A 15268-nucleotide genomic window follows, 5' to 3' on the forward strand; every position below is an offset into this window, starting at 1 on the left:
CTCTCAATTAGTGGTATTAATGATGGGTTTATGGGGTTTGGAGGAATTGGTGGCGTTGGTATAGGAGGGGTTTTAGCAGCTGCATTGTTCGCATTTACAGGAATTGGATTCATTGCCCTAATTGTCACCACTGTTGTAGCTACAATTGCAGGTTCATTTGGTTTAGGAGTGTTAGATGTTGATGGAATACATAACCAAATTAAGATGAAAGTTTTGGAATTAGGATTCCAAAAATTAGATGAATCTATTAGTCAAGGTGCTGACAAGTTAAGCGAAATTATTGATACAGTTTTTGAAAGTAAAGTAGAATCGGCAAGTCGAGTTATTGCCGAAGCCATTTCACTTTACGAAAATCTCCTAGAACAGCAAGAAAAAGCCCAGCAAGAAACTCCCGAAAAACTTGAAGCTGACAAAGCTTGGATTTCCCAAAAACGTCAAGAACTTGAAATAGTGCAGAATAAAATTGAATCACTGATCAATGTTTAAATGTTCTTACCGACGCTTAACCACAAGCCAAGTAAGCAAAACACAATTACGAACATAGGGCAAAATAGTAGAGAAGCGCCACAAAGATTTAGCCATGAGTACCCAAGTTACCATTACTTTGCCAGATGAGTTTTACCTCCGAGCAGAACGCTTCGCACGGCTAGCTAATCGTGATGTAGCCAGTGTTATAGCTGATACTATCAAACTTTCTCTACCGCCAATTAGCTCACAGGTTGATACCCTTGAACCCATATCAGAATTATCTGATAAGCAAGTCATGGCTCTAACAGAACTGCAAATGGAGCCAGAGCAAGATAAGCGCTTGAGCGATTTGTTAGACAGGCAACAGTCAGGTATTATTACTGAGGAAGAGCGCCAAGAATTACAAGACTTGATGCAGATTTATCAAGAGGGATTATTACGAAAAGCTACTGCATTCAGCGAAGCAGTAAAACGTGGATTGATGGAGCCGCTGAGTTAGTGAGTTCCAGTCAAATTTCAGAGGAAGTTCGGACACGGATTAGAACACAAGCTAAAAATCAATGTGGCTATTGTTGCAGTCTTCAGAAGTACGTTTTGGGGATTTTGGAGATTGATCATATTATCCCAAAAGCGGTGGGTGGGACTGACGATGAAGAAAACCTTTGGCTTGCCTGTAGGCTATGCAACGCTTTCAAAGGTATTCAAACCCATGGACAAGACCCAGTTACAAATCGTAAGATTAAGCTTTTTAATCCCCGTCAGCAGAAATGGTCACGACATTTTAGCTGGAGTGAAGATGGAGCATACATCGTAGGTATTACTGCTTGTGGTCGAGCAACTGTTGTTGCACTTCAACTCAATAATGCTTACGCTGTAACTGTCAGACAAGCTTGGGTTTCTGCTGGCTGGCACCCACCACAGGAGGAATAGATTTAGTCTTTATTGCTGTTAATCATCCAGATCTATGTTGACCATACCACCTTTCCTGGTTGAGCCACATCTACACTGTCCTCACTCTGTGCAAATTTCCCAATGATCGCATCCAAATTTTTCCTCGCATCACCAAACAGCATCCGCGTATTTTCTTTATAAAACAGGGGATTTTCAACTCCTGCGTAGCCACTAGCCATACTGCGCTTCATTACCACAACAGTACCAGCCTTCCAAACTTCCAGCACAGGCATCCCAGCAATCGGACTATTGGGATTTTCTAAAGCACTGGGGTTAACAGTATCGTTAGCACCAATTACCAATACAACATCCGTTTTTGGAAAGTCCTCGTTAATCTCATCCATCTCTAATACGATGTCGTAAGGCACCTTAGCCTCAGCTAGCAGCACATTCATGTGTCCCGGCATACGCCCGGCTACCGGATGAATGCCAAAGCGAACTTGAACACCGCGATCGCGCAGCTGCTTGGTAAGTTCTGAGACAGCGTGCTGGGCTTGAGCAACTGCCATACCGTAGCCAGGAACGATAATCGCACTCTTCGCACCACGTAAGAGTTCAATGGTTTCCTCTGTGGTGGTTTTGGCAATTTCACCTACAGGGTGATCGCTCTCCAAGGCTGGTGTACTTGCCTCTGCACCAAAGCCTCCGAGAATCACGCTGATAAACGAACGGTTCATGGCTTTACACATGATGTAGCTAAGGATCGCACCACTACTACCCACCAAGGCACCTGTAATGATGAGCAAATCGTTCGATAACATAAAGCCTGCGGCGGCTGCTGCCCATCCAGAGTAGCTGTTGAGCATTGAAATCACAACTGGCATATCAGCACCGCCAATCGCCATTACTAGGTGAACGCCCAAAACTGAGGCGATCGCACACATCAACAACAAGGGTTCCAGCCCACTGAAATTTCCAGTTCCCAAGAACTGAGCACCAAGCCATAGTGAAGCTCCAATCATGCCCAGATTGAGAAAGTGACGTGCTGGCAAAAGTAGAGGTTTGCTGCTGATGATGCCGCGCAGTTTTCCAAAGGCAACTATCGAGCCTGTAAAAGTAACAGCACCAATAAACACACCCACAAAAATTTCAATTTGGTGGATTGTAGACTCAACTCCAGTCAGCGATTGTGACTCTTGCAGATAATTGGCAATACCTACCAAAACTGCGGCAGCACCAACAAAGCTATGTAAAATAGCTACCAGTTCCGGCATCGAAGTCATCGCTACACGCGAAGCGATGATGGTACCAATAATGGCTCCTGGGATAACAACTGCGGCTAAGGTACCGTATGCATCCACCTTGAGCGAGAGCGCAGTTGCCACGAAGGCGATCAGCATACCAATGATGCCGTAAACATTGCCTTTGCGAGCTGTTTCCTGATCGGACAATCCTCCCAGACTGAGAATGAATAAGGCACTTGCCCCAATATATGCAACCGTCAGTAGGTTATTTAACATAATTTTCTTTTACTTTTGGAACATCTTGAGCATGCGTTGGGTGACTAAAAAACCACCGGAAATGTTGATTGTCCCAACCAGGATAGCGATCGCACCAAGGATGGTAGTCGATGAGCTTGATGCACCAGAAATTTGGAGCATTCCACCAATAATGATGATGCCGCTAATAGCATTGGTGACACTCATGAGCGGCGTATGCAGAGCAGGCTTAACGTTCCAGATTACTTGCCAGCCAACAAAGCAGGCAAGGACAAATACAGTAAAGTGAGACAGAAATGAAGGAGGCGCGCTGATACCAATACCAAGGAGAGCCAAGCCAACTAGAAGCAGCCATAAGTCAGTGCTACTCTTCGAGGAACTGGAAACTGAAGAGCTCGGAACTGGAGAGGATAAAACAGATGGAGTTGAGGGCGCAGCAACAACAGCAGACTCTTTCTCCTTGTCCCCGTGTCTCCTTGTCCCCGTGTCTCCTTGTCCCTTTATCTCCGTATCTTTTTGTACAGGCTTTGGTGCTGGCCAAGTAATTTCCCCAGCGTGAGTTACTAAGGCACCCCGAATCACCTCATTTTCAAGATCGACTCTGTAGTTGTTAGCTCCACCCATTTCTTCGAGGAAATGGCAAAGATTAGTACTATAAAGCTGGCTTGCCTGTTGAGCCATACGACTGGGCAGATCGGTAAGCCCTACAATTGTCACACCCTTGTAACGGTAAACTTCATCAGGATGTGTACAGGCACAATTACCACCTTGCTCTGCCGCGAGATCGACAATTACCGATCCCTCCTTCATACTCTCAACCATTTCCTGCGTAACTAGTACAGGTGCTCTTTTTCCAGGGATTAGTGCCGTCGTGATAATAATGTCAACTTCTTTGGCTTGAGCGGCGAACAGCTCCATTTCAGCTTTGATAAATTCGTCACTCATTACCTTGGCGTAGCCACCTTCACCCGAACCGTCTTCTGCAAAGTTAAGTTCTAAAAACTCTGCGCCTAGACTCTCTACCTGCTCCTTAACTACTAGACGTGTATCAAAAGCACGAACAATTGCACCTAAACTTCTTGCAGTTCCGATCGCTGCCAATCCAGCTACACCAGCACCAATAATCAGCACCTTCGCAGGTGGCACTTTTCCTGCTGCTGTAATTTGTCCATTAAAGAAGCGGCCAAAATGGTTAGCAGCCTCTATTACAGCTCGATAGCCAGCTAGATTTGCCATTGAACTTAGGGCATCCATTTTTTGCGCCCTGGTAATGCGTGGCACCGCATCCATTGATAAAACTGTAGCCTTACGTACTGCCAATTTTTCAAGTAAATCCGAGTTTTGAGCTGGCCACATAAAGCCAATCAGCGTTCCTCCCTCCCTGAGCAGTTCAGTTTCATCCTTTCCTAACTCTGGGTGTAACTGCGGTGGACGAACCTTCAGTACAATATCTGCCTCTGCCCATAGGGTAGGAGCATCCGGGACAATTTTGCAATTAGCCTGTGTATAAGCCTCGTTTGTAAAGTTTGCGCTTTCGCCCGCACTTTTTTCGACCAGCACATCAAAGCCAAGCTTCGTCAGATGCTTGGCTGTCTCTGGTGTGGCTGCCACGCGACATTCACCAGGGTAAACTTCCTTTGGGATACCAACTTTCATAATCTGTCTCCTCTCTATTAAGCTGAAATTCCCCAAGCAAAGAGAGACAATAACTTGTTTAGAGTGTAGTTTTGAACATACTATTACAAGAGTAATATTTGATATCTAGAACTGTCTTAATTCTTCACAAGTAATTAGTAGATTTCTATCAAAATAAATATAGAATTTATACCTATTTTCTATTCTTAGTACATCCATTTCTAGACAAGAAACAGGCAAAAAAGACAGGGATCAATAATTTTCCTGTAATTATGAAATTTATGAAATTTATATATTTTCAAATTAAAAACAAAAAAATTCACAACAAGTAATAATTTTTTTACTTCTTGTAACATCTACACGATAAATATAGCCAACTAACTTGGATACTTTGCATTAACAATTGTTACTGGATTTAGTGGTGCAAAACGTGTTAGCTGTCCTATTGGTACAGAGCGAGATAACTGTACTTGCAATAACTGATACTCCCAAGAGTGAGCTTTGAACCATAATAAGGCAGTGTTGAGATGTTCTAATGTTGCTAAAGCTAGAACTATGACTCCTTGAGGATTTAACCTCACAGCACAAGTATCAACAATTGCAGTTAAATTACCGCCGCTACCACCAATAAAAATGCGATCGCATTTACCTTCCAAGCTCTCTAATACTTCTGGTGCGCTGCCGTGAATAGATATAACGTTTTGAACTTGGAAACGTTCGCAATTACGTGCAATTAATGAACTGCCCGCAGTAGTTTTTTCAATGGCATAGACTTTTGAAGTGGGGAATAAACGGGCAATTTCAATTGAGACAGAACCAGTTCCCGCGCCAATATCCCAGATAATTTGTCCAGGACGCAGCGCTAGTTCTGCTAAAACTAAAGTTCGGACTTCCCGCTTTGTCATTAAACCAGGGCGATCGCTAAAACATAGAAAGTAATCATCTGGGATGCCAAAGTAGGGTAATTTTTCCAAATCTAACTTTTGAGAATGCTCTTGACGTAGTAATACAACTACATTTAGAGGGGCAAAATCCTGATTTTGTACAGATGCAAAATTACCCGTCTCTATAATCCGCTCGTTATTTCCACCTAAATTTTCACAAACCCAAAATTGATATTGACTGGGCAAATTTAAAGATTCTACCAAGCAGGCGATCGCACCGGGAGTATTCTTACCATCTGTGAGTACGGCAATTTTTTCTACTCCTTGTTGCAACGCTTGCACTAATTCATCAACAGAACGCCCGTGGGCGCTAATCACACGGGCGTCTTGCCAAGGAACTTGAATGCGATTAAAAGCAAGCTGTACTGAACTTAGATGAGGATGAAATGTCAGTGTTTTTGGGGGAAGTTCCGACAACAGCAACCGCCCTAACCCAAAAAACAACGGATCTCCAGAAACCAGAACGACAATACCCTCAGTGCCTATTGCCAACAAATGACGGATTTCCTGAATTGCCTCAGTAAAATCTTTGAGGACTAGACGTTGGGCTAGGTGGTTGGGAAAATAACTCAAGTGGCGATCACTACCCACAAGCAATGTAGCTTTTTCAACTAATTGTCTGACCTTTTGGGTTAACCCAGCTGCTCCATCTAAGCCAATTCCCACAACATGAATTTTAGTCATTAATTAATAGTCAATTGTCATCAGTCAATGGTCATTAGTTAATAATCACATTTTTTACCGTAGCTATACGTACAAAGTATGCCTATTTTTTAGGACATCAGTACTAAGTAACCTAGTCCGCGCAAGCGGACTGAGTACGTGTAGCCGCACCCTTCTAGGGTGTCGGCAGCTAATGACAAATGACAAATTACTAACCACCAAAAGGAGTTAAGCGCTTGATGGCACGACCGGCAACATCTCCGTAGCGCAACTGTCCACACAGGATTTTACCCATCATTTGGGGTGCAGACGGGCGCTTGACACCAACTTTGTAGCCAACTCCAGGAAAACGATAAAATAGCCCGGCTAATTTTTGCGCCCAAGCCATATCAGTACCCCATTCCTCATTGATAACATCAGAGTATTTTTCTAGGGCATTGATATCGCCACCCACAGCTTTGTCAATCGCCTCTGCTGCTTTTAAACCAGTAAAAATAGAAGGACGAATACCTTCTGCGGTAAATGGATCGACAACACAAGCTGCTTCTCCTGCCAAAATAGCATTGTCAGTGTGCAATTTTTGCTCGCCATTCCAAAGGCAGAGGGCATGTCCGTACTGTTTGCAGGTTTTCACATCCAACCCAAACGAGTTGCCATATTCATCCAAAATTTTCTTAAAATCTTGTGGTTCACCACCGATAAAAGTACCAACACCAATGGAATATCCATCTGCCTTCGGGAAGTTCCACAGGTAGCCATTTTTCACCATGCCAAATTCAAAGTGGGCGATATGGCCGTTTTCTACCTGAGCTGGTGCTTCAGCTTCTAAAGCTCCAGCTAAACGGCGTTTGCGTTCTTTGAAGCCCAGCCATTTTGCCATAGGGCCTTTTGCACCATCAGCAGCAATCAAATATCTGCCTGTAAATGAACCGTTAGCAGTATTTACTTGCCAGCGATCGCTTTGAAATTCAATGCCCGTAACTTCTACATTATCTTTTAGTTCTGCACCTTGTTTCTGGGCTTGCTGAATTAAGAAGTAATCGAAAACATCCCGTCGTACCATCCACACTGGTTCGGGGGTTTTGAGTTCAGCTTCCACCGGATCGCCCATTTTCCACGTGCAGCGAATTGTGTTTGCTTTAATCGAAATTGCTGGGCTGAAGTCAAAGTCAAACCACTCAGCTATGCTTGGCGACACTCCACCGCCACAAGGTTTATATCTGGGCAGAGACTCCTTTTCCAGAATTAATACAGAGCGTCCTCGCTTTGCTAAGTGATATGCAGATGTTCCACCAGCTGGCCCCGCGCCGACGATAATGCAGTCGTACATATGGTTAAATTTTGCTCCTGATGATTGTTGAATTTTTATACTCTACGGCTAGACAGTCTCACCAATTTAACTTGATTTTGGTGCCTACTGTGCAAAATTCCACAGCTTTGTGTTTGACTAGTCTCAAGTATTTACTTATAACCAAGAATGTTCATTGCCTAAATTTTGGCATTCAAAACTAAATTTTTAATAGTTTATTGTTTTTGATTTTGTTATTGTTCTCTAATTTATTCTTAGTTTTTTCATATGTTTTCGTAGTTTATATGTATTATTCTGAATACATATAAAAACAGCTATTAGCCTGGCATGACCTCTACTAAGTTACAATTCATTACTTCTACTGGTTACAAATTTTCTGCAAAGTTTTAGTAAATATTTTCACATTTCACAAAAATTTTTGTAGCTTTTGTAGTTTAGATTGCCGAAAAGCATACCTGATCTCTGAGATTTTACTCTGCGCTCCTACCCTGCGGGAAGGCGTTCGCGTAGCGTGTCGCTTTGCGACTCAGCGCCTAATGTGTTTTCTCTGGGTTCCTCTGCATTGAAAAACACTATAAGAAATTAATGTACTAAGAATGAGCAGTTGAGAGTAACGAATTGAACTCTCAACTATTCACTCTTATACAAGCGGATTTAAGCAGCTATTAATTTTCACAACTGGAAGTCATGCTTGGTGTATGCAGGTATATAACAAGTTTTCACAGCGCGATCGCACTGCGGCTACTTTACCAAAAGTCTGAACTTACAACAGCACTGTCTCCTCTAATCCTAAATTTTTAGACAGTTGTGATGTCTTTTTCTTTTTCTGCTAGCAGTTCGTTGATTTTGCCAGTGTATTTGTCCGTTAGTTTTTGTAATTTATCTTGCTGATCACGTGCTTCATCTTCTGTTATTTCCGAATTTTTTTCCATTTTGCGGATAGTGTCTAGAGCATCACGGCGGATGTTACGAATTGCGACGCGTCCTTCTTCAGCGTACTTCGCAGCAATTTTGACTAATTCTTTGCGGCGATCGCTCGTCAAAGGCGGAATATTCAGCCGGATCACAGAACCATCATTATTGGGCGTTAACCCCACATCCGACATCGAAATCGCCTTTTCGACCATATTCAAGGTACTGCGATCATAGGGCTGAATCAAAATTGTCGTAGCATCCGGCGTGCTAATATTTGCCAGAGACTTTAAGGGTGTAGGCGAACCGTAATACTCTACCGTTACCTTATCTAGTAAACTCGCGTTAGCGCGACCAGTGCGAATTGTGTTAAAAGCTCGTTGAGTCGCCTCAACAGTCTTTTGCATCGTACTCTCAGCTTCAGCTAATTTCACAAGAACCTCCCACAAGGGTGCCGATCGATTCTCCCATGACTGCTCGGCGGATATTACCCCGCACAGTTAAGTCAAAGACGAGAATAGGGATATTATTCTCCTTACATAAGGCTATCGCGGTACTGTCCATTACCCGCAGATCTTTCGCCAAAACATGACCATATGTCAGAGTATTGTAGCGTTTGGCATCAGGGTAAATATGTGGATCGGCATCGTAGATTCCGTCTACTTTTGTGGCTTTGAAAATCACCTCAGCTTCAATTTCCGCAGCTCTTAAAGCCGCAGTCGTATCAGTAGTGAAAAAAGGATTGCCAGAACCCGCACCAAAAATTACCACCCGTCCCTTTTCTAGATGACGGATGGCACGACGGCGAATATAAGGTTCAGCTAATTCCTGCATGGCGATCGCGGTTTGGACTCGCGTTTGTACTCCGATTCGTTCGAGCGAATCTTGCAGCGTCATGGCATTCATTACCGTGGCAATCATTCCAATGTAGTCAGCGGTTGCTCTATCCATCCCCGCCGACGCGGCTTTGACGCCACGAAATATATTACCCCCGCCAACGACGATGGCCATCTGAACACCAGTAGCTACTACTTCTGCTACTTCTTGTGCTATTTCTTTCACCACTTCTGGATCAATTCCATAGCCCATGTTGCCCATTAAGGCTTCACCGCTTAGTTTAAGTAAAACCCGCCGGTAATGTGTTCCCATGAAGTTACGCTTTATCAAAAAATATGCAATTACCTCCAATTTAAGATAACAGCACAGTGACTATCTGTCTCTAGTCACGCCACACTAAAGCACTACCTACGGGTTCAGTTTCTTTTGGAAAAATTTCTTTGCCTTGGACAACAGAAGCGATCGCTGCCTTTAAAAAATGTTTTTTCACAGCTAACGGGTCTTGGGGATAATCGTCAATTAACCCTTTGTAGCGTAAAATACCCTCTTTATCTATCAAGAAAGCCATTGGTGTTTTGCTGGCTCCAAAGCTGCGAGTTACATCTTGAGTTGAATCCCAAAGGTAGGGGAAGTTTAACTGACGAGCTGCTGCAAAAGTTTGCATATTTTCAAAGCTTTCCACGGGTAACTGACTGGCATCATTGCCATTCACACCAATCAGCGTAAAACCTTGTTTGGAAAACTCAGTTTGAATGCTCTTCAGCCTTTCTACATATAACTTTACATAAGGACAATGATTAGACATCAAAATGACGCCAACTGCCCGGAACGATTCTAAATAACGGCGAAGATGATGTACTTGTTTGTCAATTCCTGGCAATTCAAAATCTGGTGCGTAACTTCCCACCGGAGTATCTATTGTTTCTAGTACATTCATTGTTCTAACTCCCAGGAACTATGTATGAACAAGAAAACATACGCCCAAATTTGCTAGCGTCATTTCCCCATTTCAAACCACCCCTTTTGTGGATGCTTGATATCCAACAATTTTAGAAATCAATATCGCTGCTGTAAATTGTAAAACTACTGAATATAAAACTTTTGCCAAATCCACCACAGAATCAAATCATCACAAATGCCACTGTAATTATACAGAGACTGCATTTAAAAACAAATCAGCAATCTTTATGAATATAAACCTAAGTTCCTTGTCATCGGGGACGCTCAAATCACTGAGATTTAAAAGAGGATTTCAACAAAACTTGAGAGTTCAAAATTCTTTTAACAGAACTATTGTGCTTTCTAGCTTCTAGTTCTTGACTTCTTTGTTATTAAAAGCTTAACAAAGTATGCTTATATAACTTCAACAGATGCAAAGCACTTATAAACTAAACACTGCTAACCAACTTGTACACTATGTCTGTAATGACTCTATGCCTTTGCTCCACATCTAAAACTGTCTGGATATAAACACCCATGACTACTTCCATTTCTACCACAGCGTTAACCTCAACAAAAACCTGGAATTGGCAAGGTTTCTCTATCTGCTATCAATCCCAAGGAAACACTGGCCCAGCTATTGTTTTAGTGCATGGCTTTGGAGCTTCATGGTGGCATTGGCGTAACAATATTCCGGTGCTGGCAGAAAATTTCCGCGTTTATGCGATTGATTTGATTGGCTTTGGTGCTTCGGCTAAACCCAAACCCGGTGAAAATATTGCCTATACAATTGAAACTTGGGGACAACAGGTAGCAGATTTTTGCCGTGAAGTGGTGGGTGAACCAGCTTTTTTAGTCGCTAACTCTATTGGCTGTATTGTTGCTATGCAGGCAGCAGTGAGTAATCCTGAGATTGCCTTGGGAGTGGCATTGCTCAACTGTTCTCTGCGCTTATTACACGATCGCAAACGCCACACATTACCTTGGCATCGTCGCTTGGGAGCACCCCTATTGCAACGCATTTTATCTTTTAAACCCATAGGTGAGTTTTTCTTTGATCAAGTTGCCAAACCGAAAACAGTACGAAAGATTCTTCTCAAAGCCTATGCAAACTCAACAGCTGTGACAGAAGAGTTGGTAGACATCCTGACAGCACCAGCTAGCGATCCAGGAGCAGCAGCTGTATTTCTCGCCTTTACCTCCTATTCTCAAGGCCCCTTGCCAGAAGACCTTTTGCCTCAACTGCCGTGTCCGGCAATTATCTTGTGGGGAACAGCCGATCCTTGGGAGCCAATAGAGCTAGGCAGAGAATTAGCCAATTTTCCCCAAGTACAAAAGTTCATACCTTTGGAAGGTGTAGGACATTGTCCTCAAGATGAAGCTCCTGAATTAGTAAATTTAATATTACAAGACTGGATATGGGAACGTACTAGGTGTGGATAATGAGAAAGTAGGAGAAATTATAATATTCCTTCTGCCTCCTAACTTGAAAGAGCAGGGGGAGCTCTTGAGGCTGGGGAAGCTGAGGGAGAAAAACACTTTCATGCAAGGCTTGTGAAACTGGTTTCATCGGGACTGCCTCCTGCCCTCTTAAGGTTGAATTTGCTCCTCAAGTAATCCTCTTTGTTCTAACCAATCCTTGCCAACTTGGATACTAATATCAGAGCCAAGATTGCCAGTGCTTTCTACTCGTACTTCTCCAAATCCTAGAGTATTGCGAATTAAATCAGCACTGTTGCCATCTCCTTGTTGGGCAACAATGTGAGTTACATTTAAAGGTACGCCGGAACTTTTAGCTATATAAACGTTACGATAACCTGCTTTGATCAAAGACCTAACTAATGGTCGGAGGTTGGTCTCATCACTGCCGGTGCTGTCTTGAATTGCTACTCGCAATGAGGCTGGATCAACAACTTGGGCAAGAGAATCTGTTTCCGTCTCAAGATCAAAATGTTGAGCCATCATTGCATGGATGCGTCTTTTATATGGTATCCAGTAGCTGGCTTCAAATTCATCCTTGCCGCTAAATCTACCGGGTAACATCAACATCTGCATATTGGAGCGATTTGTTCTAGCTCCAAATCCCACCAGTGCTAATAATTCTTCAACGGTCAAGTTAGTATCTATATGTTCTTTGACTACGTTAAGTACTTTAGGCAATTGAGTTAAAGTCGTGGGGTTGAGAGACTGATCTATCAACGCTCGAATTACCATTTGTTGCCGTTGAATCCTTCCAATATCACCATTTTCATCATGGCGAAAACGTAAAAGTTGCAATGCTTGCTCGCCGTTTAAATGTTGCTCGCCTTTCTTTAAATTTATGTATAAATGCTGAGAATCATCTTGGTATTTCATATCTCTGGGAACGTAAACTGTCACACCTCCCAAAGCATCAATCAGCTTGGCAACGCCTAAAACATTAATTCGGATATAACGGTCTATTCCTACCCCGTCTAAGAGGTTGCTGACTGTTTTAGCGGTTAAAGCAGGGCCACCCTGAATATTGGTAGAATTAATTTTTTTCATGCCCTGCCCTTCTATTTCTACACGTGTATCTCTGGGGATAGAAAGCATGGCTAATTTTTTCTTCTCAGGATCAAACCGAATTAAAAGCATCACATCAGCAAGCCCATCAAAGGAGTTTACCTGGGGTAGGTATCCAAGATTTTTAGTTTCTTCTGGAGCGTTTTGCACATCTGATGGCAAGACACTCATCCCCATCACTAAAATATTGACGGGACGAGTTAACTCTGAAAATCGCAGTCCGCCTCCAGAAATGCGATCGCTATCAAAAATCGCTGCCTCTTCGGCACTGAGATTAGCTTGCATTAAAGGTGTACTAGTTAAAGAAACTGCCAACAGCGCCCCTGCGGTTGCTGACACCATTGCAATACCGCTCATACCCACCCAAAACCACACCCAACGCCCAGATTTGGGATTTCTGATGCTGCGGCTATTTGGCTTGGAGGGTCTGGCAGAGGGGTTTCCTTGCGCCGATCTTCTGTGAATGGTCACTGGCTTCCTCACACTTACTGAATAATCCTTAAGTAAATCTACTTCTAGAAAGCAGATCCTAAATCTATAACAGCTAACTCTATAATTATTTGTGCCTAGCTTTGCACTTACGTGTGATCCAAAACACTGATAGCTGTGTTTCTCCTTCTTCTTAGTGAATTTGGAGATGATTTATATGAAGTATGGCAACAATCAACAGGTTTTGACCAGATCATTGTGAAATATTGAGAACATTAAGCCTAAAGCAACTAAATATATAGCTATATCCTCAAAAATAAAATCAGGATAAGTACTTACCAACTACTCTCTCTGCAAAATGGTTTAATCCCGGCAAGCGTCTAGATTTGCGTCTAACTGTGAGAATTATTAACCAAAGACTCACTAAAAAGTAGCCTGAGGTTAAGAAGCTATTGAGGATCAAAAGACGCACTGCAACAAAATCTAAACTTGCTGCCCCAGTTGCTAAAAACAGGTAGCCTAACACCCAATATATAGCTAGAGTAATTGACAGACGACAAGTGGCTAGTTGTTCCTGACTGGCTTGGCGGTGATAAAGAGTCCACAGGGAGGGGAAAAAACCGATAATGGGAATCAAATACAAAATTAGCTCTATTGGCGAAGAGGAGTGGGATAGGGGGTGAGTGGGAGAGGGGGAGAATGGGAGAGGAACAGATGAGGGAGATAGGGAAGATGGGGAAGATGGGGAAGAATTTACTTTTATCACTTCCCCAACTCCCTCAACTTCCTCAACTCCGTGTCCCCACCTCCCCGCATCCTCTTGTCCTTCATTGTCATTAATTCGTTCAAAATTATTCATAACAGTTGAGTTTAATCCTAAATTAGAGGGATGAATGAGAGTTAAATAGTTAGAGATAATAAGCTTGATAGTAAAGATATTATTCTGTTGTATCCCGCAATCGGCAGATGCAGACACGCAAATTTTTTGACTGGTGGCAAACACTTACACCAATAGCAAGAATAGGCGCGATCGCCCTGTTCGCTCCACTGCTAGTACTCAATGGCTGGGCGATTTCAGTAATTTTTCATTACTTTCACTCGCTAATTGTCATTTTAGTCGGGGCATCCGTGTTAGCGTTTCTGCTCAACTATCCCGTTAGTTGGATGGAGCGTCAAGGAGCGAGACGAGAGCAAGTTGCCATTTTAGTATTCTTACTGGCTGTATCAGTTTTATTAGCACTAGGTCTTACACTTTTTCCCCTAGCTCTGACGCAGGCTCAACAACTGGTGGCTCGGTTGCCAGAGTTGATAGATTCTGGACGCTATCAGTTGATGATGTTGAATGAAAAAGCAGAAAATCTTGGTTTACCGATTAACCTTGATGCTTTAGCCGCCCAAATTAACGATCGCGTTAAGGGACAATTACAGGCGATCGCCGGACAAGTCTTGAATTTGGCAGTAGTCACTTTCACCAGCTTGTTAGATTTTCTCTTAACAATGGTTTTGACTTTCTATTTGTTGCAGCACGGCGATGAACTTTGGCAAAGTTTAATAGATTGGCTTCCTGCTAAATTCCGCGAGGCATTTTCACAAACAGTACGCCTGAGCTTTCAAAATTTCTTTATTACGCAATTGATTTTAGCCACTTGTATGGCATCAGCCTTAATTCCCACTTTTTTGTGGCTTAAGGTGCCATTTGGTTTGTTATTTGGTCTAAGTATTGGCATTATGGCATTAGTACCCTTTGGCGGTTCCGTGGGTATTGCCTTAACTACAACCTTAGTGGCTTTGCAAGATTTTTGGATGGGAGTCAGAGTTTTAATTGCAGCAGTGATAGTGCAGCAAATATTAGAAAACTTAATCGGGCCGCGAATTTTAGGTAGTTTTATTGGTTTAAACCCTGTTTGGGTGCTAATTTCAGTGTTGACTGGAGCGAGAATAGGCGGACTTTTGGGTGTAATTGTTGCGGTACCCACTGCGGTTGTGATTAAGACGGCTTTAAGCGCCTTACGGCGTCCTTCTATAGTTTCTACTCAAAACGAAGCAGAAGAAAATATTGCTTCGGAACAAGTCACGAGCAATGTTTCTGAATATGCTGACGAATCTTACCGCAAACAGGTGACTGACGCGGCTGGAGTTCGTTCTCTTGAAGTAAGTACACCAGCTACACCAGAAGCGTCTCCTCCAACTGCTTAGTT

Annotated in this window: 14 protein-coding genes; 5 read left to right on the top strand and 9 right to left on the bottom strand. The window is 42.9% G+C overall.

From position 1 onward, the window contains the following. Nucleotides 1–30: 30 nt before the first annotated feature. From QUB80_RS32745 to QUB80_RS32755, 3 genes are all read left to right on the top strand, one after another. Complete coding sequence (locus QUB80_RS32745) at nt 31–486, top strand: hypothetical protein (protein WP_289793634.1); 456 nt, start codon at nt 31–33, stop codon at nt 484–486. A gap of 94 nt (nt 487–580) precedes the next feature. Further along, the gene (locus tag QUB80_RS32750) at nt 581–967 is read left to right on the top strand and encodes a hypothetical protein (protein WP_289793635.1); all 387 of its coding nucleotides are present in this window, start codon (nt 581–583) and stop codon (nt 965–967) included. After that, nucleotides 967–1398, top strand: a complete 432-nt coding sequence (locus tag QUB80_RS32755) for an HNH endonuclease (RefSeq protein ID WP_289793636.1) — start codon at nt 967–969, stop codon at nt 1396–1398. Before QUB80_RS32750 ends, QUB80_RS32755 begins: the two co-directional genes overlap by 1 nt. Nucleotides 1399–1430: 32 nt before the next feature. On the opposite strand, the gene pntB is transcribed toward QUB80_RS32755, so the two are convergent. From pntB to QUB80_RS32790, 7 genes are all read right to left on the bottom strand, one after another. Next, the gene (pntB, locus tag QUB80_RS32760; protein ID WP_289793637.1) at nt 1431–2879 is read right to left on the bottom strand and encodes a Re/Si-specific NAD(P)(+) transhydrogenase subunit beta; all 1449 of its coding nucleotides are present in this window, start codon (nt 2877–2879) and stop codon (nt 1431–1433) included. A gap of 9 nt (nt 2880–2888) precedes the next feature. Continuing rightward, a complete protein-coding gene (pntA, locus tag QUB80_RS32765; RefSeq protein ID WP_289793638.1) occupies nt 2889–4514 on the bottom strand; it encodes a Re/Si-specific NAD(P)(+) transhydrogenase subunit alpha in 1626 nt (541 codons plus the stop codon). A 356-nt stretch (nt 4515–4870) separates the two neighbouring features. Further along, on the bottom strand, nt 4871–6121 hold the full coding sequence (cbiE, locus tag QUB80_RS32770) for a precorrin-6y C5,15-methyltransferase (decarboxylating) subunit CbiE (RefSeq protein WP_289793639.1): 1251 nt from the start codon (nt 6119–6121) through the stop codon (nt 4871–4873). A gap of 190 nt (nt 6122–6311) precedes the next feature. Continuing rightward, nucleotides 6312–7430, bottom strand: a complete 1119-nt coding sequence (locus QUB80_RS32775) for a geranylgeranyl reductase family protein (RefSeq protein ID WP_289793640.1) — start codon at nt 7428–7430, stop codon at nt 6312–6314. Nucleotides 7431–8206: 776 nt separating this feature from the next. Next, nucleotides 8207–8755 (bottom strand): ribosome recycling factor, encoded by a 549-nt coding sequence (gene frr, locus QUB80_RS32780; protein ID WP_289793641.1) that lies wholly within the window; start codon nt 8753–8755, stop codon nt 8207–8209. Continuing rightward, the gene (gene pyrH / locus QUB80_RS32785; RefSeq protein WP_289793642.1) at nt 8742–9470 is read right to left on the bottom strand and encodes a UMP kinase; all 729 of its coding nucleotides are present in this window, start codon (nt 9468–9470) and stop codon (nt 8742–8744) included. Before pyrH ends, frr begins: the two co-directional genes overlap by 14 nt. A 70-nt stretch (nt 9471–9540) precedes the next feature. After that, a complete protein-coding gene (locus QUB80_RS32790; RefSeq protein ID WP_289793643.1) occupies nt 9541–10095 on the bottom strand; it encodes a thioredoxin family protein in 555 nt (184 codons plus the stop codon). 539 nt (nt 10096–10634) lie between these two features. Between QUB80_RS32790 and QUB80_RS32795 the strand changes: the two genes are divergently transcribed. Further along, nucleotides 10635–11540, top strand: coding sequence for an alpha/beta fold hydrolase (locus QUB80_RS32795; protein ID WP_289793644.1), 906 nt, complete (start codon nt 10635–10637; stop codon nt 11538–11540). 147 nt (nt 11541–11687) lie between these two features. Here the strand turns inward: QUB80_RS32795 and QUB80_RS32800 are convergent, their stop codons facing one another. Next, nucleotides 11688–13112 (bottom strand): LCP family protein, encoded by a 1425-nt coding sequence (locus QUB80_RS32800; RefSeq protein ID WP_289793645.1) that lies wholly within the window; start codon nt 13110–13112, stop codon nt 11688–11690. 280 nt (nt 13113–13392) lie between these two features. Next, complete coding sequence (locus QUB80_RS32805) at nt 13393–13725, bottom strand: hypothetical protein (protein ID WP_289793685.1); 333 nt, start codon at nt 13723–13725, stop codon at nt 13393–13395. A gap of 311 nt (nt 13726–14036) precedes the next feature. On the opposite strand from QUB80_RS32805, the gene QUB80_RS32810 reads away from it, so the two are divergent. Beyond that, on the top strand, nt 14037–15266 hold the full coding sequence (locus QUB80_RS32810) for an AI-2E family transporter (RefSeq protein ID WP_289793646.1): 1230 nt from the start codon (nt 14037–14039) through the stop codon (nt 15264–15266). The last annotated feature ends 2 nt before the right edge of the window (nt 15267–15268 follow it).

Origin of the sequence: Chlorogloeopsis sp. ULAP01 (assembly GCF_030381805.1) — a bacterium.
Taxonomy (GTDB): domain Bacteria; phylum Cyanobacteriota; class Cyanobacteriia; order Cyanobacteriales; family Nostocaceae; genus Chlorogloeopsis.

What these genes read in the sequence shown, in the direction of transcription:
- QUB80_RS32745 (WP_289793634.1), top strand. Translation starts at nt 31, where the DNA reads ATGGGGTTTGGAGGAATTGGTGGCGTTGGTATAGGAGGGGTTTTAGCA.
- QUB80_RS32750 (WP_289793635.1), top strand. Translation starts at nt 581, where the DNA reads ATGAGTACCCAAGTTACCATTACTTTGCCAGATGAGTTTTACCTCCGA.
- pntB (WP_289793637.1), bottom strand. Translation starts at nt 2,879, where the DNA reads ATGTTAAATAACCTACTGACGGTTGCATATATTGGGGCAAGTGCCTTA.
- pntA (WP_289793638.1), bottom strand. Translation starts at nt 4,514, where the DNA reads ATGAAAGTTGGTATCCCAAAGGAAGTTTACCCTGGTGAATGTCGCGTG.
- cbiE (WP_289793639.1), bottom strand. Translation starts at nt 6,121, where the DNA reads ATGACTAAAATTCATGTTGTGGGAATTGGCTTAGATGGAGCAGCTGGG.
- QUB80_RS32775 (WP_289793640.1), bottom strand. Translation starts at nt 7,430, where the DNA reads ATGTACGACTGCATTATCGTCGGCGCGGGGCCAGCTGGTGGAACATCT.
- pyrH (WP_289793642.1), bottom strand. Translation starts at nt 9,470, where the DNA reads ATGGGAACACATTACCGGCGGGTTTTACTTAAACTAAGCGGTGAAGCC.
- QUB80_RS32790 (WP_289793643.1), bottom strand. Translation starts at nt 10,095, where the DNA reads ATGAATGTACTAGAAACAATAGATACTCCGGTGGGAAGTTACGCACCA.
- QUB80_RS32795 (WP_289793644.1), top strand. Translation starts at nt 10,635, where the DNA reads ATGACTACTTCCATTTCTACCACAGCGTTAACCTCAACAAAAACCTGG.
- QUB80_RS32810 (WP_289793646.1), top strand. Translation starts at nt 14,037, where the DNA reads ATGCAGACACGCAAATTTTTTGACTGGTGGCAAACACTTACACCAATA.